Origin of the sequence: Sphingomonas glacialis (assembly GCF_014653575.1) — a bacterium.
Lineage (GTDB): Bacteria > Pseudomonadota > Alphaproteobacteria > Sphingomonadales > Sphingomonadaceae > Sphingomonas > Sphingomonas glacialis.
Genome location: NZ_BNAQ01000011.1, coordinates 1 through 19,298, shown reverse-complemented (window position 1 = coordinate 19,298; position 19,298 = coordinate 1). Strand labels below are relative to the sequence as shown.

14 protein-coding genes are annotated in these 19,298 nt (G+C 63.9%); all 14 read left to right on the top strand.

The window, feature by feature from the left end:
- Nucleotides 1–41 precede the first annotated feature (41 nt).
- Nucleotides 42–1,295, top strand: coding sequence for a TolC family protein (locus IE187_RS19800; RefSeq protein WP_189677733.1), 1,254 nt, complete (start codon nt 42–44; stop codon nt 1,293–1,295).
- Nucleotides 1,292–2,509, top strand: a complete 1,218-nt coding sequence (locus IE187_RS19795; protein WP_189677732.1) for an efflux RND transporter periplasmic adaptor subunit — start codon at nt 1,292–1,294, stop codon at nt 2,507–2,509. The genes IE187_RS19800 and IE187_RS19795 overlap by 4 nt, the downstream gene beginning before the upstream one ends.
- The gene (locus IE187_RS19790) at nt 2,506–5,667 is read left to right on the top strand and encodes an efflux RND transporter permease subunit (protein ID WP_189677731.1); all 3,162 of its coding nucleotides are present in this window, start codon (nt 2,506–2,508) and stop codon (nt 5,665–5,667) included. The genes IE187_RS19795 and IE187_RS19790 overlap by 4 nt, the downstream gene beginning before the upstream one ends.
- Nucleotides 5,664–5,996 (top strand): copper-binding protein, encoded by a 333-nt coding sequence (locus tag IE187_RS19785; protein ID WP_189677730.1) that lies wholly within the window; start codon nt 5,664–5,666, stop codon nt 5,994–5,996. Before IE187_RS19790 ends, IE187_RS19785 begins: the two co-directional genes overlap by 4 nt.
- A gap of 672 nt (nt 5,997–6,668) precedes the next feature.
- Nucleotides 6,669–6,980 carry a hypothetical protein gene (locus tag IE187_RS19780; RefSeq protein ID WP_229839580.1) on the top strand — a complete coding sequence of 104 codons (312 nt, stop codon included), beginning with the start codon at nt 6,669–6,671 and terminating at the stop codon, nt 6,978–6,980.
- A gap of 234 nt (nt 6,981–7,214) precedes the next feature.
- Nucleotides 7,215–7,706 carry a helix-turn-helix domain-containing protein gene (locus IE187_RS19775; RefSeq protein ID WP_189677729.1) on the top strand — a complete coding sequence of 164 codons (492 nt, stop codon included), beginning with the start codon at nt 7,215–7,217 and terminating at the stop codon, nt 7,704–7,706.
- Nucleotides 7,707–7,734: 28 nt separating this feature from the next.
- Nucleotides 7,735–8,076 carry a hypothetical protein gene (locus IE187_RS19770; protein WP_189677728.1) on the top strand — a complete coding sequence of 114 codons (342 nt, stop codon included), beginning with the start codon at nt 7,735–7,737 and terminating at the stop codon, nt 8,074–8,076.
- Nucleotides 8,077–8,096: 20 nt separating this feature from the next.
- Complete coding sequence (locus IE187_RS19765) at nt 8,097–8,576, top strand: hypothetical protein (RefSeq protein WP_189677727.1); 480 nt, start codon at nt 8,097–8,099, stop codon at nt 8,574–8,576.
- Nucleotides 8,546–9,016 carry a MarR family transcriptional regulator gene (locus IE187_RS19760; RefSeq protein WP_189677726.1) on the top strand — a complete coding sequence of 157 codons (471 nt, stop codon included), beginning with the start codon at nt 8,546–8,548 and terminating at the stop codon, nt 9,014–9,016. Before IE187_RS19765 ends, IE187_RS19760 begins: the two co-directional genes overlap by 31 nt.
- Nucleotides 9,017–9,691: 675 nt before the next feature.
- A complete protein-coding gene (repC, locus tag IE187_RS19755; protein ID WP_189677725.1) occupies nt 9,692–11,026 on the top strand; it encodes a plasmid replication protein RepC in 1,335 nt (444 codons plus the stop codon).
- Nucleotides 11,027–11,291: 265 nt separating this feature from the next.
- Complete coding sequence (locus IE187_RS19750; protein ID WP_133192380.1) at nt 11,292–12,194, top strand: replication initiator protein A; 903 nt, start codon at nt 11,292–11,294, stop codon at nt 12,192–12,194.
- A gap of 177 nt (nt 12,195–12,371) precedes the next feature.
- Nucleotides 12,372–16,592 carry a strawberry notch-like NTP hydrolase domain-containing protein gene (locus IE187_RS19745; protein ID WP_189677724.1) on the top strand — a complete coding sequence of 1,407 codons (4,221 nt, stop codon included), beginning with the start codon at nt 12,372–12,374 and terminating at the stop codon, nt 16,590–16,592.
- Nucleotides 16,593–16,717: 125 nt separating this feature from the next.
- The gene (locus IE187_RS19740) at nt 16,718–18,781 is read left to right on the top strand and encodes a ParB/RepB/Spo0J family partition protein (protein ID WP_189677723.1); all 2,064 of its coding nucleotides are present in this window, start codon (nt 16,718–16,720) and stop codon (nt 18,779–18,781) included.
- A gap of 95 nt (nt 18,782–18,876) precedes the next feature.
- A partial coding sequence (locus tag IE187_RS19735) for an ArdC-like ssDNA-binding domain-containing protein (RefSeq protein ID WP_438810940.1) occupies nt 18,877–19,298 on the top strand: 422 nt, incomplete at its 3' end.

The window sequence follows — 19,298 nt, the reverse complement described above, 5'->3', positions numbered from 1 at the left end:
GGTACGACGCGATGTGAACTCAAGGATCAGGACATGACGACATGCGAACCCCCTTACGCCGCCGCGCGTCGCGCGCGCTGGTATGGCTCGCGCTCGCGTCGGTCAGTATGCCGGCGATTGCCGGACCGCTGACCTTCGACGCGGCGCTCCAAAAAGCTGCAACCGATGCGCCGTCGATCAAGGCGAAGTCGCTCGGTGCCGACGCTACGCGATCGGCGCGAAGCGCCGCGGGGCAATTGCCCGATCCCAAGCTCGCGCTCGGGATCGACAGCTTTCCGATCTCCGGACCGCTCGCGTTCGAGCCGCAGCGCGATAACTTCACCTGGGCGCGCATCGGTGTATCGCAGGACATCCCCAATCTCGCCAAGCGGCGCGCGCAACGTGGTCGCGCCGAGGCGGACATTGGCGTCGCCGACGCAGAGACCGGCGTGGAGGCCCGCATCGTCAAGGTTCAAGCCGCACTTGCCTGGATCAGTCTCGCTTATGCTCGGCAGCGACTTACGGCGCTCGACACGGTGCTCCAACGGCTCGAGCGCTTCGTCAAAGCGTCGCCCGGTGCGGTTGCGTCGGGGGCGTCGCGGCCAGCGCAGGTGCTCGCCGGGCGCGAAGCCCTTGCGAAATTACAGGACCGGCGCGACGAGCTGGTGTCGATGGTCGGCCGCGCGCGCGCGGACCTCACGCGCTGGACGGGCGAAGCCGACCCCGGCATCGCAGGTCCTATCCCGGACTTCACGGTAGAGCCGGCGCGCCTGCGCGCATCGCTTCGCCAGCATCCGACGCTGGTTTTGGCGGGTGCCACCATCGGTCGCGCGGATGCCGACCTCCGCGTCGCCGAGGCCGAACGGCGTCCGGATTTCGGCGTCGATTTATCCTATCAACGCCGCGATCCCCGATTCGGCGATTACGTGTCTGCCGGGGTCACGATCGGCCTGCCGTTGTTCAAAAAGTGGCGTCAGGAACCGTTGATCGCGGCCCGCGCTGCCGACGCTAACATGGCGCGCGCCGGCGCAGATGCCAGTTTGCGCGAGCTGACCGCCGATCTCGAAACGGGTCTTGCCGATCACGCGATGCACCACGCGCAATGGTCGCGCGCGCGAGACGTGCTGCAGCCGCTCGCCGAGCAGCGGGTGACGCTCGAGACCGGCAGTTACAGCGCCGGGCGCGCCACCCTCACCGACATCGCCGACGCACACGCCGCACTTGCCGACGCGATCCTCACCACGCTCGATCGCGAGGCAACCGTCGCCGCGGATGGCGCGCGGCTCATTCTCCTGTTCGGGAGCGCCGACCAATGACCCTCACGTCACTTCAACGGTCGCAGCTCGCTGCGACGCTTGCCGCTGTCGCCCTCGTCGCGGGCGCTGGAGGCTATTATCTGGCCGGCTCGCGAAATGGGGCACCTGCCGCCGGGACTCCGGCCACCCCTCGCAAGCCGCTCTATTATTACGACCCGATGGTGCCGCAGGAGCATTACGACAATCCGGATTCCCTGTCGTCAATGGGGATGAAGACGATTCCCAAATATGCCGACGCAACTAGCGGACAGACGGCAAAGCCAGGTGTCACGGTCGACCCGTCGGCAATGCAGAGCCTCGGCATCCGGCTGGCGACCGCGACCACCGGTACGTTGGCCGGCACGCTTGATGTGACCGGCGCGATCGACTTCAACCAGCGCGATGTCGCGGTCATCCAGTCACGCGCCACAGGGTTCATCCAGCGGGTCTATGGCCGCGCACCGGGCGACATAATCCGCGCCGGGGCGCCAATCGCCGACGTGTTGGTCCCCGAATTAGGTGGCGCACAGAACGAATATGAAGCGGTGCGCAAAACCGGCGACCCGTCGTTGATCGCTGCCGCACGCCAGCGTCTTCGACTGATCGGCATTCCGGGCGGCGTGGCGGGCGGGCGTGGGATGACCACCATCCGGAGCCCAATCGGGGGCGTTATCCAGACACTCGATGCCCGCGCCGGGGTTACGCTCGCACCCGGCCAGACGCTCGCGCAAGTCAACGGCCTCGGCACGGTCTGGTTGAACGCTGCGGTGCCGGAAGTGCGCGCGAGCGCTGTCCAAGTCGGGCAGACGGCGACGGCCGATCTGGCGGGGTTCCCCGGTGAGCGTTTCACCGGCCGCGTCATTGCCATCTTGCCGACGACGCAGGCGGACAGCCGAACACTGACGGTACGGATCGAGCTGCGTAACCCGGGTGGTCGCCTGCGCCCCGGCATGTTCGCGACCGTCCATCTAGGCGGGACATCCGACACCGCGCTGCTGGTGCCGACCGAAGCCGTAATCCGCACCGGCAAGCGCACGCTCGTCATGCTCGCCGACGGCAAGGGTCGTTTCCGACCGGCCGAAGTCCGTATCGGGCGCGAGGCGAGCGGTCAGACCGAAATCCTCGCAGGACTGGCGGCAGGGGAGAAGGTCGTCGCATCGGGCCAGTTCCTGCTCGACAGCGAGGCGAGCCTGACCGGCATCGCCGCGCGCCCGATCACGGGGGACACGAATTGATCGCGCGGATCATCGAGGCGTCCGTCAAGGCGCGCGTCCTCGTCCTGCTCGCAGCCCTCGCGCTGATCATCGTCGGGGTGGGCGCGTTGCGCTCGACCGCGGTCGATGCGCTGCCCGACCTGTCCGACGTTCAGGTCATCATCCGCACCACCTATCCGGGCCAGGCTCCGCAGATTGTCGAGAACCAGGTCACGTATCCGCTCGCGACCACGATGCTGTCCGTGCCGGGCGCGCGCGTGGTGCGCGGCTATTCGTTCGTCGGTGACAGCTTCGTCTATGTCCTGTTCGACGACGCGACCGATCTCTATTGGGCGCGCAGCCGGGTCCTCGAATATCTGAGCCAGGTGCAAAGCCGCCTGCCCGAGGGTGCAAAGGCATCGCTCGGCCCGGATGCTACCGGGGTGGGCTGGGTCTATGAATATGCGCTGGTCGACCGAACCGGGCGTCATGACCTCGCACAGCTCCGCAGCATCCAAGACTGGTTCCTGCGCTACGAATTGAAGACCGTGCCGGGGGTCGCCGAGGTCGCGAGCATCGGCGGCATGGTGAAAGAGTATCAGGTCGTCCTCGATCCGCAGAAATTGGCCGCTTACGGCATCACCCACGAGGCGGTGACCGAGGCACTGAAGCGCGGCAATCAGGAGAGCGGCGGATCGGTCCTCGAGATGGCCGAGGCCGAATATATCGTCCGCGCGACCGGCTATCTGAAGACACTCGACGATTTCCGCAGCGTGCCGCTCAAGACGGTTGGCGGCGTGCCCGTGACACTCGGCGACGTCGCTACAATTCAGATCGGTCCGGAAATGCGGCGCGGGTTGGCCGAGCTCAACGGCGAGGGCGAGGTTGCAGGCGGCGTCATCGTGATGCGTCAGGGCAAGAACGCGCGCGAGGTGATCGACGGGGTTCGTACCCGGTTGGACGAATTGAAGAAAAGCCTGCCACCCGGCGTGGAGGTCGTCACCACCTATGACCGGTCGGGCCTGATCGATCGCGCGGTCGACAATCTGCGCGGCAAGCTGATCGAGGAGTTCATCGTCGTGGCGCTCGTCTGCGCGCTGTTCCTCTGGCACGTCCGTTCGGCGCTGGTCGCCATCCTCACTCTGCCGCTCGGTATCCTCATCGCCTTCATTGCGATGCGCGTGCAGGGACTGAACGCCAATATCCTCTCGCTGGGCGGCATCGCCATCGCCATCGGCGCAATGGTCGATGCGGCCGTCGTCATGATCGAAAACGCGCACAAACATCTCGAGCATTGGGCGCACGATCATCCAGACGAGACATTGGCGGGTGCCGAGCGCTGGCGCGTGATCACCGCCGCGGCGGTCGAGGTCGGCCCGGCGCTGTTCCTCAGCCTGCTCATAATCACCTTCTCGTTCGTGCCGATCTTCTCGCTTCAGGGGCAAGAGGGGCGGCTCTTCGCGCCCCTCGCCTTCACCAAGACCTATGCGATGGCGGGTGCAGCTATCCTGTCGATCACGCTGATCCCGGTGCTGATGGGGTTGCTGATCCGCGGTCGCATCCCGTCCGAGAATGCCAACCCGATCAATCGCGTCTTCACCCGCATCTACCGTCCCGCGCTCGACTGGGTATTGGCGCGGCCGAAACAGGCGCTGGTCATCGCCGGCCTCGTGTTTGCGACCAGCCTTTGGCCGATCAGCCAGCTAGGCGGCGAGTTCATCCCGCAGATGAACGAAGGCGACCTGCTCTACATGCCTTCCGCGCTTCCCGGCATTTCCACCGCCAAGGCCGGCCAGCTTCTCCAGCTTACCGACCGGCTCATCAAAACCGTACCCGAGGTGGAAAGCGTGTTCGGCAAGGCCGGCCGCGCCGACACCGCGACCGACCCTGCCCCGCTCGAAATGTTCGAGACCACGATCCGCTTCAAGCCCAAGGATCAGTGGCGCGCGGGCATGACGCAGGACAAATTGATCGATCAGCTCGACAACGCGGTAAAGGTGCCGGGCCTCGCCAATTTCTGGATTCCGCCCATCCGTAATCGGATCGAGATGCTGTCGACCGGCATCAAGAGTCCGATCGGGATCAAGGTGGCAGGCGCGAACCTCGCCGAGATCGACGCGGCCGCGCGCGAGATCGAACAGGTCGCGAAGACCGTGCCGGGGGTGGGGTCTGCGCTCGCCGAACGGCTCACCGGCGGGCGGTATATCGATGTTGATACCAACCGGGTCGCTGCGGCACGCTATGGTCTCAACGTCGCCGACGTGCAGTCGATCGTGTCGGGCGCGATCGGCGGAGAGACGATCGGCCAGACCGTCGAGGGACTGGCGCGTTATCCGATCAGCGTGCGCTACCCGCGCGAGCTGCGCGACAGCATCGATGGCTTGCGAAACCTGGCCGTACTGACGCCGGCAGGGCAGCAGATCACGCTCGGCACCGTCGCCGACGTTCGCATCACCGATGGACCGCCGATGCTGCGCAGCGAGAACGGCCGACCGGTGACGTGGATCTACATCGATGGACGCGGCGCGCCGCTCACCACCATCGTTCGTGATCTGCAAAACGCGATCGCCGCCAAGGTGAAACTGCCGCCCGGCGTCAGTGTCACCTATACCGGCCAGTTCGAGTATCTGCAGCGCGCGGTCGAGCGATTGAAGATCGTCGTTCCGGCGACCTTGGTCATCATCTTCCTGCTGCTCTACGCGACCTTTCGCCGGCTCGATGAAGCCGCGCTGGTGATGGGCACGCTCCCGTTCGCGCTCACCGGCGGTCTATGGCTGCTCTATCTGCTCGGCTACAACCAATCGGTCGCGACCGGTGTCGGGTTCATTGCGCTCGCCGGTGTCTCAGCGGAGTTCGGCGTGGTGATGCTGATCTACCTCAAGCATGCGCTGGATGCCCGGGGCCCGGTGCCGGACGATGCCGAGGTCGAGGCTGCCGTGCGCGAAGGCGCCCTCCTTCGTGTCCGGCCCAAGGCGATGACCGTCGCGGTGATCCTGGCTGGCCTGTTTCCGATCCTGATCGGTACAGGCACCGGCTCTGAAGTGATGAGCCGGATCGCGGCTCCTATGATCGGAGGCATGCTCACCGCACCGTTGCTCTCGATGCTGGTACTGCCGGCAGCGTTCCTGCTGCTGCGGCGCTCCCGGCGTTCCCCTTACCCTTCGACCCCAGTCCCACCGCTGCAAAGGAATACGCTATGAAGAAGACCCTGTTGGCACTCGCCGTCCTCGCCAGCCTCACGACGACCACAGCATCGGCGCAGGCGGGCGCTTTTATTCAGGGCATGCCGATGAAGGGGGCCGTGAAGGTCGGGCGTGGCAGTGGCGTCGTGACTGCGATCGATCTCAAGGCGGCCAAAGTGACGATCAAGCATGGGCCGATCGCGGCACTGAGCTGGCCTGCGATGACGATGGCGTTCACGGCAATCCCACCGGCACTGCTCAAGACCGTGAAAGTCGGACAGCGGGTCGACTTTGCCATGAGGATGCGCGGTTCCGTGGCGGAGGTTACAGCGATCCGCGCTCGTTGATCCTGGGCGGTGCGATCGTTTCCATCGGTACGCGGCGACCATCGCACCTTCCCGAACTCAGCCGATCCCCCCAAGTATCCGGATCTTCGCGGTAGCAGTCGCCGCTGCCGGCTTGTGAGAAACATACTCTTTTGCCGATGATCGGGCGCGACCCTACCGGGCAAGGCTCCATCGGCGCATTTGCGCCGACTAAGCCACCGTGCCAGCGTCTCTGCCCTCGCGGGTGAGGATCCTCGCTTGAGGTGTGCCACGTGGCACACCTGTGGACGCGCACCGCGCGAGCAATGCCGATCGTTGTTGATGACCTCCCCCCACGGAGGCGATCGACACTACGATCGTCCGGGCGAGCTCCCGCGCCGCCCGCCATGCGGCAGATCGATCCGGCAACGAGCGCGACGCCTACTTCCAGGATGCTGGGGTCTGCTTGGATTTGCAATGACAGCGTGTTTTCGCCTGAGCCTTGTGCCATAGCGGTCGGGCTTGGGCATGGCTTGAACACCATCCTTGGCCCGCATGTGCGGTCGAATGCTGGGTCCCCGATTTCCGTCGGGCGGCCCGCGAAATACAAGACCTTGCTACCGCTTGTCGGTGCGGGGAATACGTGGGGCGTGGTTACCAGTGTTCCCGCGTGTTCAACCGTCCCGGCTACGGGCGGTTGATGGAACGCGCGCCATGTCCTTGATCAAAAGTTTGCTTACGAGGTTCCGCCGGCATCAAAGCCCTTCAAAGGGTTTCTCCGGAAGTGGTTCGGGAATGCTTCAGGTCGAAGCGCTGGTGCAGGCACATGGTGACTGGCTGGCTCTTCTGGCCACGATACTGGAACGCGAACGCGTGATTACAGGCGCCGAACTCGCCCGCACCCTGTCCGAATTTGCGGCGCATACAGCCGAAGATCGCCCTGCCGAGGGACAGATCCTTTCCTTCTGGGCTTCACGCTTGAACGACACAGCCGCAACTCTCGGCAAATTTCCGTCCGTTCACTAGGGCTATCACTCATGCTGAGTGGCGGCCGCTGCCGATCGCCGAGGTGCGCATGGTTTCGCCCTGCTTCGAAATTTAGAACTCGGCGACGCGTCGTGGGCACTCGAACGTGACCTGTTCGCCGCGTTCGCGCGCCGACTCAACTCATTCGCGATGTCAATTTGATCGACAGAGCCCGTCAGGAGTTATCCCTGATCTGGAGCCGAATCATTCCGCGTCGCGAGTATTTTCGAGAGCATGCTGACCAACGAACCGGGCAGACGTCCTGCCGAACAGACGCCCCCAACCCCGACGCCCGATGTAAGCGCACCTGATCGCATTGCCCGCCTGACCGATCGGCAACGGTCTTATCTCCGTCTTGTGCTTCAGAACCGCAACTCGAAGGAGATCGCGGCGGCCACGGGTAGCAGCCACCGGGCGGTCGATAAGCAGCTGTTAAAGGCCAATAATATCCTCGGTGTGCCGACCCGTTTCGATGCCGCGCGGCTCCTGGCGGAGTACGACGGAGGGGTAGAGCCTTTACCCCCTGCAAACGACCTACCTTCCGCGCCATCAACTTTCCCGCTTCCCCTCCCGTTGCCGACCGCTGGGGCGGCAGCGAATATGCTCACCTGGAAGCAGGTTGCCTTCTGGACCGCGATCATCTCGATCGTGACCCCCTTGGGCCTGACTGCGGCCGGCATGGCGATCGTTACGCTGCTCCTTCTGCTCGGGCTGAAACCACTATGATGGGCGCTGGTCGTCCAAGGGAGCCGTAATGCAAGGACTTTCCAATACGAGCCGGGTAATCGCGGATGAGCTCCGCAAGGCGGAGCGGTCGATCAACCTCGCCACGCGCGACACTGCTCAGTTTCTTCTGACGACACTCGACGCGACGGAGGTGCATAGCCTTTCGCCTGCAATGACGCAGCGGACGGTGAAGGCAACCGTTGCAGCGCTCGCGTCGTTGGTTGAGGGCCAAGACCATATGGCTATGCGAGCGCATCTGGCCGTTGAGCGGGTTGGCCGACAACTTGGTCTCACCGAGACAAACTGGGGCGAAGGCACGCCGAAGCCGACGACGGCTACGCTGACCGAGATGGCCTTGGAGGCAGCGTAAATTGTCTGAACGGAGAATCGATGTCGCTCGGGATATTTTTGGCATTACTGTTCAATTCCACTCTCGTGGGTATCTGCAGTTTTGCTTTCTTCCGGGGCGGTCGACCTGAGCGCTGCGGGGCAGCAATCAATGTTGTTGCCTCTATGGTGTCGTCGGTTCTTCGTTTAAACGACGTAGCCCGCCTTGCGCCGGCCGACGTGATCATCATGTCCATCGACTTCGGGGTTGCTCTCGGGTTCTACTGGCTGGGCATTACCACGACCCGCTTCTGGCCGATCTGGGCGGCAGGTTTTGCGCTCGGCGATCTGTTCATGAGCGCTCTCGGCGCATTGCTGCCTGGAATCCCGCTCTTCGCCTATCATACCGGGCTCGGGATCTATGCTTATCTCGCGCTTGGAGCCCTTGCGCTTGGCACGTTCCGCCTGCCCCGCGACGCCGAGCCATACATCCGAAACGGATCAAGACGATTATGGGTTCAGCATTTGAAAGAGACGACCTGATTGACGTCGTCGTGCGGCTGCCGCGCAAGGCGATCGAGGACACTTTGCTGTCTATGCCGCCAGACGCGAGAGAGCTGTCCGAGCGCAGGCTTGCCGAGGCCAGGGCGGTGTTGGTCGGCCGGCGTCGGCGGGCGACCCACTTCAACGGGGTCCGCTTCTATGATCCGAGCTGGGACATGATCCTGGAGCTTTACGTGGCCACATGCGAGCGGCGCCGCATCGCTGTGTCCCAGCTTTGTAAGCTTAGCGGAGGCTCGACGACCACCGCTTTGCGCCACATCGAGCATCTCGAGGCGCTTGGATACATAGTCAGACAAACGGATCCCGAGGACGGACGCCGCCTGATCGTCGGCACGCTCGCTCCCCTTCTTGCTGCTTCGGAGCAGTGGCTCGATCTTCAAATCGCGGAGTCCCGAATACAGGATCGGCGATCGGGCTGACGATTTTCTACGGCTCACACTAGACTCCGTTCTTTTGGTCATCAGTGACATATCGAACGACTGAAAAGGTCTCGTTCGATCTACCGCTTGGACAGACGGCGTCAGCCAATTTCGAGCCCGAACCTGCAATCCCTCGCTAACTTAAATGCCATTGCCCCGCCACGCCTGCCCGGCGCTGAGGAGGACGCCCTGCTTCTGCGCTACATGTTACGTGAGGCTGCCGAATCGCCCGATTCTCACGCCGTTACCGAAAGCACGAGCGAGAGCGCGACGGCGTTATCGATAGCACGTGTCTCGGCGGCACGGCGTTATCGATAGCACGAGCGAAGATCGACGCTTCGTTACCGATAGCACGTGATTATTGCCCGTCCCGTTACCGATAGCACGATTCATCGCGCACGACCGGCCCGCCAGCGATGCTTAACAATCGACGTTGTGGATCGGCTCGACGCTGACCGCCGCCGTCCACCCGGGCGGGCGCCACAACGATCAAGGGGGACGCTGTGCGGACATGAAAAACCCGGCACGAGGCCGGGCTTTTCGGGACGCCTGCTAGGGCGGATGTGAGAACCCTCACTTAGCTGGCTCCCTTTCATATTGCTACCCCAAAGCGTCGACCGTGGCGCCACGGTGTCGCTGTGTCTGCACGGGCTCCCCTCCCAGGGAGAACGAACAATGGCTGCTGCCCAAAGCCCCGGTCGGGGACTACGCCGGTTTGACGAGCATGCCGCCAAGGCGACGAAGCTTGTCGATGAGTTTTGCGGGCTCGAGACCGGAATGGCACCTTCCAACGCGCTTGCCGCGCTCAAAAGGGCGGCTCCTTATATGGGCGTCCCCCTGCGCGTGGTCTCCGTCATCGATCTCCTGTTTGCCTGGACGAAGCCGCAGGACTGGCAGGGTGGACAAATCCCCGTCGTTTGGCCGTCGAACGACCTGCTCGCGCAAAAGCTGGGCGTAACCGTCCGACAGGTTCAAAAGCTCTTGAATCAGGCACAGGCCTTCGGTCTGATCAGCTTTCGGGATAGTCCGAACGGTCATCGTGGTGGACGCCGCGGGGCCGACGGCTTCATCACGTGGGGCTACGGCATCGTGCTCGCTCCGATCGGGACCAGGCTTCAAGAATTTGCTGCCCGCGCGGCCAAGGGAGCCGCAGAGGACGCGGCACTGACAGTGCTCCGCAAGCGCCTTGCCGCTGCCCGCAGGAATATCAGGGCTCTGGCCCAAACGGCATTCGACGCCGACCTTCACGATTTGAAGGCGGGTGACGATCTCGCGTTGGCGTTGATGGCCACCGACCAGATGCGCTGCGTCCGCGATGCCGGCCTTCTGACGGCCTGTGTGGAGCAGATCGAAGAGCGTGCGCGTCGTCTTGCCGAGGCTGTTTCGGCCAAGATTGCCGTCCCCAATATGGTTAGCGATCAGGATGATTGTTCATGCTGGGATGGACCTGAGGACATCCACTCTACAACTACAAACCAACTCCAATCTGCTAAAGCAGATAACCGTAGTGGCTTGGCGAATAGAAGTAGTGAGGATGGGGACGCCCTCCCCTCTCAACCTCAAACTGCAGTCGACGACGATCTGGAGAAACACGGTGTTGACCCGGAATTCATGATGTCGATCGCGCCGGAGCTCTGTTCCGGTCTGCTCTACCGCGATGGATCGTGGGGCGAGGTGGTCGCCACCGCGGAGCGGCTTGCGGGCCAGTCGGGGATTAGCAATCACGCGTTCAAGGAAGCCTGTCGCATCATGGGCCAGCGAGGTGCTGCTGCCTCCGTCATCGCCACCATCCAGAAATACCGGCGCGGCGAGGTTCAGCGGCCCGGCGCGTATCTTCGCGGAATGAGCAGCAAAGCTGACAAGGGCGAATTGAACCTTGGGCGGACGCTCCACGGCCTCAAGGACACGAGCCGCGCGGTCGCCATGCGGGGGATGTCCGATGGGACCGATGCGACGCCGATCGGGAGCCTGATGTCGCGGCTGGTTTCCCGGGGAGCCGGACTACGATGACGGGATCTCGTCATCTTTTCAAAGGCCTGGACCTCGTACTGCACACCTGGTCTTCGAACGGCTTTCACGGCGTTACCGATAGCACGAGTCCCGACCGAGTTTGCGGTGGCCCGCACCTACCGAAATGTGAAACACACCCCGATTTACCGGCTAAATCGCTCCAAATCCTCGTGCTATCGATAACGCGGTCGCTTATCCGACTGCAGGTTTGCGGCCGATCCGCTATAAGCGGCTTTGCTAAGTGAAGCTGGTGGGAGCCCCGACGATGGATTCGCGAGAAGTCGCTCTCACCCAGGGTAAGCTGTTCGACTATCTCGACAGCCCGCTGCACGGCAAAGTCCGTGGCGAGCAGAGTATCATGGACTTTCCACTCTTCTCGTTAGCGAAGCGGCCTCAGATGGAGGCGATGACCTACGAGATGGACGGCGTCAAAATCGAGATCAAGCCCAGTTCGAGCGGTATCGCGACGATGTGGGATAAAGAGGTCCTGATCTACGTCCTGTCGCTAATGGTGCAGCATATTGGTCGGACCGGGGGTGAAGTACAGAACGTCTTCACCTTCAATGCACACGACTTCTTCCGGGCGACCGGCGTTGGACGCCCATCAAAGCGTGATTACGATCGCTTCATCGAAGCGCTCGGTCGTTTGCAGGGCACGCAGATCCGGACGAACATCAAAACTGGAACCGTCGGGACGAAGGGCTTCTTCTCCTGGTTCGCGGAAGCGCAGGCGACCACTCGCGAAACGGCGAGCGGCGTCGATCAACTCATGCCGGTCCGCGTCCAGCTCTGTGACTGGCTCGTCCGCGCGGTCTCTCGTGACAGCCGTATCTATGACTACCACAACGACTATTTTCGTCTCGGCTCGATTGAACGACGCCTTTATGAATTGGCGCACTGCTATTGTCGTGATGAAGAATATGAAATGCCTCTGGAAATGCTGGGTGCGAAGATCGGCTCAACGTCGCCGCTCCGCACGTTGAAAAGTCAGCTGAAGAAGATCGCAGCCGAGAATAAAATGCCGAGCTACTCAATCGAAGTGCGGGAAGTTGTTCCGGAAGTCCCTGCGCGGGATAAACTAGGCCGACGGGTCGGGAAGCCCGAGACGGTTGTTGTGATGAAGCCCAAGGATCGTTTGACAGGAAGTCGAGCCGCGTTGGCCGCCTGATATCGATCCATAGGCCTGACGGCCTGCGCGACTAGCTGCGGCAGACGTGTCCCGACCAGCTTTGGACGATGGCTTCGCGGTAGCGAAGTTTCGTCGGGCACAACGCGTTCAGAGGAGAGGGAGCCTTCGGCTTGTTGATCCGGTGATGAGCACCGGGCGACAAGAAGGAAGCCCTCGATGCGAACCTCAGCCGCAGCTCTCGAACTCGACTTCACCGAACCCTCGATCACGGCCGCCAAGGCGGTCGCCGACACCATCGCCAGGAACGGTTCGCTCCAGCGCGACACGCTGCTGTGGGTCATGGAGCAAGCCTATGGCGGATCCTCGGCCGACGGTCGTTGGTCGCTACGCGACGCTTACGACATGCTCGAACTCGCCGAGGTCATGCACCTGGCGAAGGCCGACCTGCCGTCCACACCCGGCGATTGCCTTGCCGCGCTGACCGAGCTGGTCGCCAACCTGCCGACGCATACCGTTCGCAGCGAGGAGCAGATCGAGCTTCAGCAATTCTCGACCCCGGCCCCGATCGCCTACCTCGCTGCGCTCGCCGGCAGGATCGCGGCCACGGATCTGGTCCTCGAACCGTCTGCCGGGACAGGCCTACTCGCCGCCTTCGCGCACCGCGTCGGTGCCCGCCTGGTCCTCAATGAGATCGATCCGGCGCACGCTGAGATGCTCGCTGCCGCGTTCCCGGGCGTTGCTGTCACGCGGCACGACGGCGAGCTGATCCACGATCTACTCGAACCAACGATCCGGCCAACGGCCGTCCTCATCAATCCTCCCTTCTCGCGCAGCATCGGTCGCCACGCCGACCCGCTGGCAGCGTTCCGGCATCTTCGCGCCGCCTTGATGCGTCTCGGCACCGGAGGCCGCTGCGCCGCAATCCTGCCCGATCGCGTGGACACATCGAGCCGCGCCTGGGCCAAAGCGACGGAGGGTTGCACCCTCACGTTGCACTTCGAGCTGCCGGCAAATGCCTATGCCAAGCACGGCACCAGCCAGGCCGTGAAGATCATGGTGTTGGAAAAAGGCACCGGCACGCCGGCCGAACTGATCCGCTGCGCGACGCTCGCCGAGGCGCTCGCGGCGATCGCGGCAAAGGCCGCTTCCCCCGTATCCGCGCCTGTCCCGCGCATCGCCTCGCTGCTCGCGCGCCCTGCAGGGCGCAGCTCGCTGCTTGGCGGCCTCGCCAGCAAACCGCGCCTCAACGCACCACCTGCAAAAGCCGCGAGGTCGCAGACCGCGACGCCGATCGATTACACCGTGTTCGCCGAGCCACTCCCGACCGGCGAGTCTGTCGGTGTGTACCTGCCCTATCGGCCGAGCCGCATCGCGATCGGCTGCGCATCGGCGCATCCAACCGCTCTGGTGGAATCGATCGCCATGGGCTCGATCACCGCACCGCGGCCGATCTATGTCCCGACCCTGCCGCAAGCCGTCGTCGATGCGAAGACGCTCTCCGACGCGCAGCTCGAAACGCTGATCTATGCCGGCGACGCGTTCGAGCGCGATATCCCCGGCTTGTTCAAACCTGTCGAGGAGGGGCTCTCGATCGCACCGTCCGAGGATGGGCGTCCCTACCGGACCGGCTTCTTCCTCGGTGACGGCACCGGGGCCGGCAAGGGCCGTCAGGTTGCCGCGATCATCCTCGACCAGTGGCTGCGCGGACGCCGAAAACACATCTGGGTCTCCAAGACCGAGACGCTGCTCGAAGATGCGCGTCGCGACTGGACCGCTGTTGGCGGTCTCGCACTCGATATCCAGCATCTCAACCAGTGGAAGCTGGGAACGCCGATCGGTGCTGGCGAGGGCGTGCTGTTCCTCACCTATGCGACGCTGCGCTCCAATCGCGGCGACAAGGGCACCCGGCTCCAGCAGATCCTTGAATGGGTTGGCGACGACTATGACGGCATGATCGTTTTCGACGAGGCGCACGAGATGGCCGGTGTCGCAGGTGGCGAAGGCAGCTTCGGCACCAAACAAGGCTCCGACCAGGGCATCGCCGGCGTCCGTCTCCAGAACCTCCTCCCGCGCGCCCGCGTCCTCTACGTCTCCGCGACCGGTGCATCCGACGTCAACAATCTTGCCTATGCAACGCGGCTTGGCTTGTGGGGTCCGGGCACGGCGTTCGCCGATCGCCGGACCTTCGTCGACTCCCTGCGCCGGGGCGGTATCGCCGCGCTGGAGCTGATCGCGCGCGACCTGAAAATGCAGGGCCTCTACGTCTCGCGCGCGCTGAGCTTCGCCGGTGTCGAATACGATATCCTCCAGCACAACCTCACACCAGACCAGATCGAGGTCTATGACGCCTATGCCGATGCGTGGGCGATCATCCACAGCAACCTGCGCGCGGCGCTGGACGCGACCCGCGTGACGGACAGCTTCTCGAACGACACCTATAACAGCGGCGCCAAGGCGGCCGCGCTGTCGATCTTCGAGTCCACCAAGCAGCGTTTCTTCTGCCAACTCCTGATCGGCATGAAGCTGCCCTCACTCGTTCCCGCGGTCCGCGCCGATCTCGCGCGCGGCGAGAGCGTGGTGATCCAGCTCGTCTCGACGTCCGAGGCGATGCTCAACCGGGCACTGGCCGCGCTGACCGTCGAAGAACGCGCCAATCTCGACATCGAGCTTTCCCCCCGCGAGTTCCTCATGTCGTACCTCACGGCCGCCTTCCCGGTGCGGCAGATGAAGACCTTCGTCGACGAGACCGGCAAAACCCGTTCCGAACCAATGTCGGACGAAGACGGCCGCCCCGTCTTCAGCCAGGAGGCGCTCGAGATGCGCGACAACCTCCTCGAGCAGCTCTGTGCACTACCCATCGTCGGGTCCGCGCTCGACCATATTATCGGGCATTTCGGCACCGATGCGGTCGCCGAGGTCACGGGGCGTAGCCGTCGCGTCATCATGGACGCGCACGGTCGCCAGCGCGTCGAAAGCCGCTCGCCCCGTACCAACTTGGCCGAAACCGACGCCTTCATGCGCGGTGCCAAGAAAATCCTGATCTTCTCCGACGCTGGCGGCACCGGGCGCAGCTATCATGCGAGCCTGACGTGCGAGAACCAGTCGCGCCGCAATCACTACCTCCTCGAGCCGGGCTGGCGTGCTGACGCCGCCATCCAAGGGCTCGGACGCACGCACCGCACCCATCAGGCGATCGCACCGCTGTTCCGGCCGGTGTCGACCGACTGCCGCGGCGAACGTCGCTTCATCTCGACGATCGCGCGCCGGCTCGACAGCCTGGGCGCGCTCACCCGCGGCCAGCGACAGACTGGCGGTCAGGGCCTGTTCGACCCGCGCGACAACCTCGAAAGCGACTATGCCAAGGAGTCGCTCGAACAGTGGTTTCGCCTGCTTGCCAATGGCAAGCTGCGCTCGACCACGCTGGACGAGTTCCAAAAGCTGACCGGCCTCGAGTTGGAGGGCGAAGGTGGCGGGCTCAAGGAGGAGATGCCCCCGATCCAGCGCTGGCTCAATCGCATCCTGGCGCTGCGCATCGCCATGCAGAACGCGATCTTCGACGAGTATCTCGGGCTGATCGAGGCACGGATCGAGGCGGCGAAGGAAGCCGGCACGCTCGATCTTGGCGTCGAGAGCATCAACGCCGAGCGGATCACGATCCTCGATCGCACCGTCATCCGCCGCGACCAGACCAGCGGCGCCGAGACCGAGATCCTCCGCTTGGAGACCGAGGAACGCTACAAGCCGCTCGCGCTCGATCGCGCTATGCGGATCCTCGGCGACGACGCTCGTCCGATCGTCAACCGCAAGTCGGGCAAGGCCGCGATCCGGTGCAGCACCTACTCGCTCACCGATGACGATGGTGAAATCGTGCGCCGCTACGAGCTGGTGCGCCCGACGCGCACCGAACGGATGCGCCAGGATCTTCTTCTCGAAACGATGTGGGAAGACGCCAGCGAGGCGGAGTTTTCCGCGCTCTGGCAGGCCGAGGTCGAGGAGATGTCGGGCAAGACCCGCACCAACACGCTCTACCTCGTCACCGGCCTGCTCCTGCCGGTCTGGGACCGCTTGCCCGACGATCACGTCCAGGTCTGGCGCCTCAACACCGATGACGGCCAGTCCTTCCTCGGCCGCATCGTCCCCGCCCCGCTCGTCACCAAGCTCGCGGACGCCTTCGGCATCGCCGCGACCATCACGGTGTCGGATGCCGAGACCGCCAGGCACGTCATGGGCAGTGGGGAGATCACCGCGTTCGGTGCGTACCGGCTGAAGCGCAGCCTGGTCGCAGGCCAGCAGCGCCTCGAATTGCTCGACTGGCCGCACACGCGACTGGCCGAGCTGAAGGCGGCCGGATGCTTCACCGAAATCATCCAGTACAAGACGCGGATGTTCATTCCCGTCGCGACTGCCGCGACCGTGATCGACCGCATTACCGCCTGACCGGAGCGAGGCTCTCTTCCCGATCATCAAAGGGAGGGGAGGGAGCCTTCGGCTTTTTGAGCTTGATGAGCAGGCTCGCGTGACCGTCGAACAACGGCGCGCTGATCTCGAATGGAGTATGACCGATGATCCAGTCCGTGAAGGTCAAGAACCTGACGCTGTCGAAGGACAATGTGCGCAAAGCCAACCGTGACGCAGGGATCGACACCCTCGCCGCGAACATCGCAGCGCAAGGGCTGCTGCAGAACCTGATCGTCACTCCGCTGAAGAAAGCGGGCACGTTCACCGTGAAGGCGGGCGGTCGGCGTCTCCGCGCGCTCCAACTCCTGATCCAGCAGGGCGACCTCCCCGCTGACCACACCGTGCCGGTCCTCGTGCTGAGCGACGACGACAACGCGATCGAGGCAAGCCTCGCCGAGAATTTCCAGCGCGTGCCGATGAATCCGGCCGACGAATGCACCGCGTTCAACTTCCTGATCCAGAAGGGCATGACCGCCGAGGACGTCGCCAAGCGTCAGGGCGTGACCACCCGCTTCGTCGAGCAGCGCGTGCGCCTTGCCGAGCTGGCCCCGCCTGTCTTCGAGGCGCTCGCAGCCGGCGAGATCACGCTCGGCGTTGCGCAAGCTTACGCCGTCACCACCGACGTCGATCGCCAGACGCGCGTGTTCGCCCAGATGAAAACGTCCTACTATAGCGACAATCCCGACAACATCCGTCGCGCCATTCTCAACGGCACGGTCAAGGCGAACGACGCCAAGGCCCGTTTCGTCGGTCGCGAATCCTATGTCGCCGCTGGCGGTCGCATCGAGGGCGACCTCTTCGCCACGGAAGGCGATGAGAACTGGATCGACGTCGACCTGATCGAGACGCTTGCCGCCTCGAAGCTCGAAGCCGCAGCGGCCGAACTGGCGCGAGACCAGGGCCTCGCGTTCGTCACGCCGATCGCGGCGACGCACGTCCCCTACGACCTCGAGCGCCAGCTTCACGAGTATCACGCACCCGCCCGCGCCCTCACCGAGGACGAGACCGTGCGTGTCGAAGTCCTGTCGGCCGAAAACGACGCGCTGATCGACCAGCTCGAGCAGGAACTGCCCGACGGCAGCGCCGAAGCCGAGGCGGCGAACGCGCGTATCGAGGCGATCGAGCGCGAACTGGAGACGATCGAGGACGCCCGTCACGAGATCGATCCGGCGCTTAAAGCGCAGATCGGGACGTTCATCTATATTGGGGGCGATGGCGAACCCCGCGTCCACACGCGCCTCTTCAGCGAAAAGCCGGTCGTGGATCCGAACGCCCCGCCCAAGGAGTCGGGCGGCGCAACCGGGGACGGCGATGCCGGCGACGCCGAGCAGGGTCCGAAGCTCAGCGCCACGCTGATCGATGAACTGGCGACGCAGCGCCGCCAGATCCTCGCCGCTCACGTTACCAGCGACCCGGGACTAGCACTCGACCTGACTATCTTCCTGATGGCGCAGAATGTCGTCTTCGAGCAGGCGCACATCCCGAACCACTCGACCCTGAAGTCGAGCGCCGCGGCCTTCCCGATCTTCGCCTTCCGCGACGAGGGATCGATGGCGTCGCAGACGATCGACGACCAGCGCCAACGGCTCGACACGAGCTGGGCGGGTCTGCCCACCATGACCGCGCGCTTCGACGCCTTCCGGGCGCTCGACGACGAGGCCCGGGGCGCTTGGGTTGCATACTCGATAGCACGAACTCTCGAACCGACGCTCAACGTCGCCGAGGGCTATCGGAGCAACGGCTTCCACGACCATCTCGGTCGCCTCCTCGACATTCAGGTCGAGAATTGGTGGCGTCCGACGGCCGAGAACTTCTTCGGCCGGGTGAAGAAGACCGTCATGCTCGACGCGCTCGAGGAAATCGGAGGCCCGATCCTCCGCGGCCGCTACAAGGACGCCAAGAAGGGCGACCTTGCCGGCACCTGTGCCTCGCTGTGCAACGGTCAGGGAATCGTCGAAGCCGAAATCCGCGAGAAGGCGACGGCCTGGTTGCCCGACGCGATGCGTTTCGAGGGACAAGAGAAGGCGGCGCGCACGCCGCTGCGCTCCAGCTTCGTCGATGACGAAACCGGCATCGATCCGGACGAGGACGAGGATACCGATCTCGACTCCGGTGACGACGCAGTGATCGATCACGAGGAAGAGGAGGATTTCAGCCAAGCGGCCTGACGCCGGCTTGCACGTTTCGAGGCAACTGGGGGCGGCACTTCGCGCAAGTGTCGCCCCTCTTTTTGTGACCCGGCACCGCCCTTCCAGAGGGGAGGATGCTCACGCGGGTTTGCCTCAATTCAATCAGGAGAACGATCGTGGCACAGATCACCGACAAGCCCTCGCCTGCCGACATCATCACCAACACCATCATCGACAAGCTCGAATCCGGGGTGCGTCCCTGGGTTAAGCCGTGGCGCCCCGGCCTTGGCGGCCGTCCGCTGCGCGCGACCGGCGACCCCTACAAGGGCATAAATTGCTTCTGGCTGTGGCTGTGTGCGGAGGGGACCGGCTACAACTCGCGCACCTGGATGACGTACAAACAGGCGCAGGCACTTGGCGGCCAGGTCCGCAAGGGCGAACGCTCGCAGATCGCGATCTTCTACAAATCCTACAGCAAGACCGTCGAATCCGTCGTCACCGGCGACACGACCGACGAGATGCGGCGCGTGCTGCGCTCCTACGCCGTGTTCAACTG

Excerpts from the sequence above, each read along its gene's own strand:
- IE187_RS19800 (WP_189677733.1), top strand. The coding sequence starts at position 42 with ATGCGAACCCCCTTACGCCGCCGCGCGTCGCGCGCGCTGGTATGGCTC.
- IE187_RS19795 (WP_189677732.1), top strand. The coding sequence starts at position 1,292 with ATGACCCTCACGTCACTTCAACGGTCGCAGCTCGCTGCGACGCTTGCC.
- IE187_RS19785 (WP_189677730.1), top strand. The coding sequence starts at position 5,664 with ATGAAGAAGACCCTGTTGGCACTCGCCGTCCTCGCCAGCCTCACGACG.
- IE187_RS19780 (WP_229839580.1), top strand. The coding sequence starts at position 6,669 with ATGTCCTTGATCAAAAGTTTGCTTACGAGGTTCCGCCGGCATCAAAGC.
- IE187_RS19775 (WP_189677729.1), top strand. The coding sequence starts at position 7,215 with ATGCTGACCAACGAACCGGGCAGACGTCCTGCCGAACAGACGCCCCCA.
- IE187_RS19770 (WP_189677728.1), top strand. The coding sequence starts at position 7,735 with ATGCAAGGACTTTCCAATACGAGCCGGGTAATCGCGGATGAGCTCCGC.
- IE187_RS19765 (WP_189677727.1), top strand. The coding sequence starts at position 8,097 with ATGTCGCTCGGGATATTTTTGGCATTACTGTTCAATTCCACTCTCGTG.
- IE187_RS19760 (WP_189677726.1), top strand. The coding sequence starts at position 8,546 with ATGGGTTCAGCATTTGAAAGAGACGACCTGATTGACGTCGTCGTGCGG.
- repC (WP_189677725.1), top strand. The coding sequence starts at position 9,692 with ATGGCTGCTGCCCAAAGCCCCGGTCGGGGACTACGCCGGTTTGACGAG.
- IE187_RS19750 (WP_133192380.1), top strand. The coding sequence starts at position 11,292 with ATGGATTCGCGAGAAGTCGCTCTCACCCAGGGTAAGCTGTTCGACTAT.
- IE187_RS19745 (WP_189677724.1), top strand. The coding sequence starts at position 12,372 with ATGCGAACCTCAGCCGCAGCTCTCGAACTCGACTTCACCGAACCCTCG.
- IE187_RS19740 (WP_189677723.1), top strand. The coding sequence starts at position 16,718 with ATGATCCAGTCCGTGAAGGTCAAGAACCTGACGCTGTCGAAGGACAAT.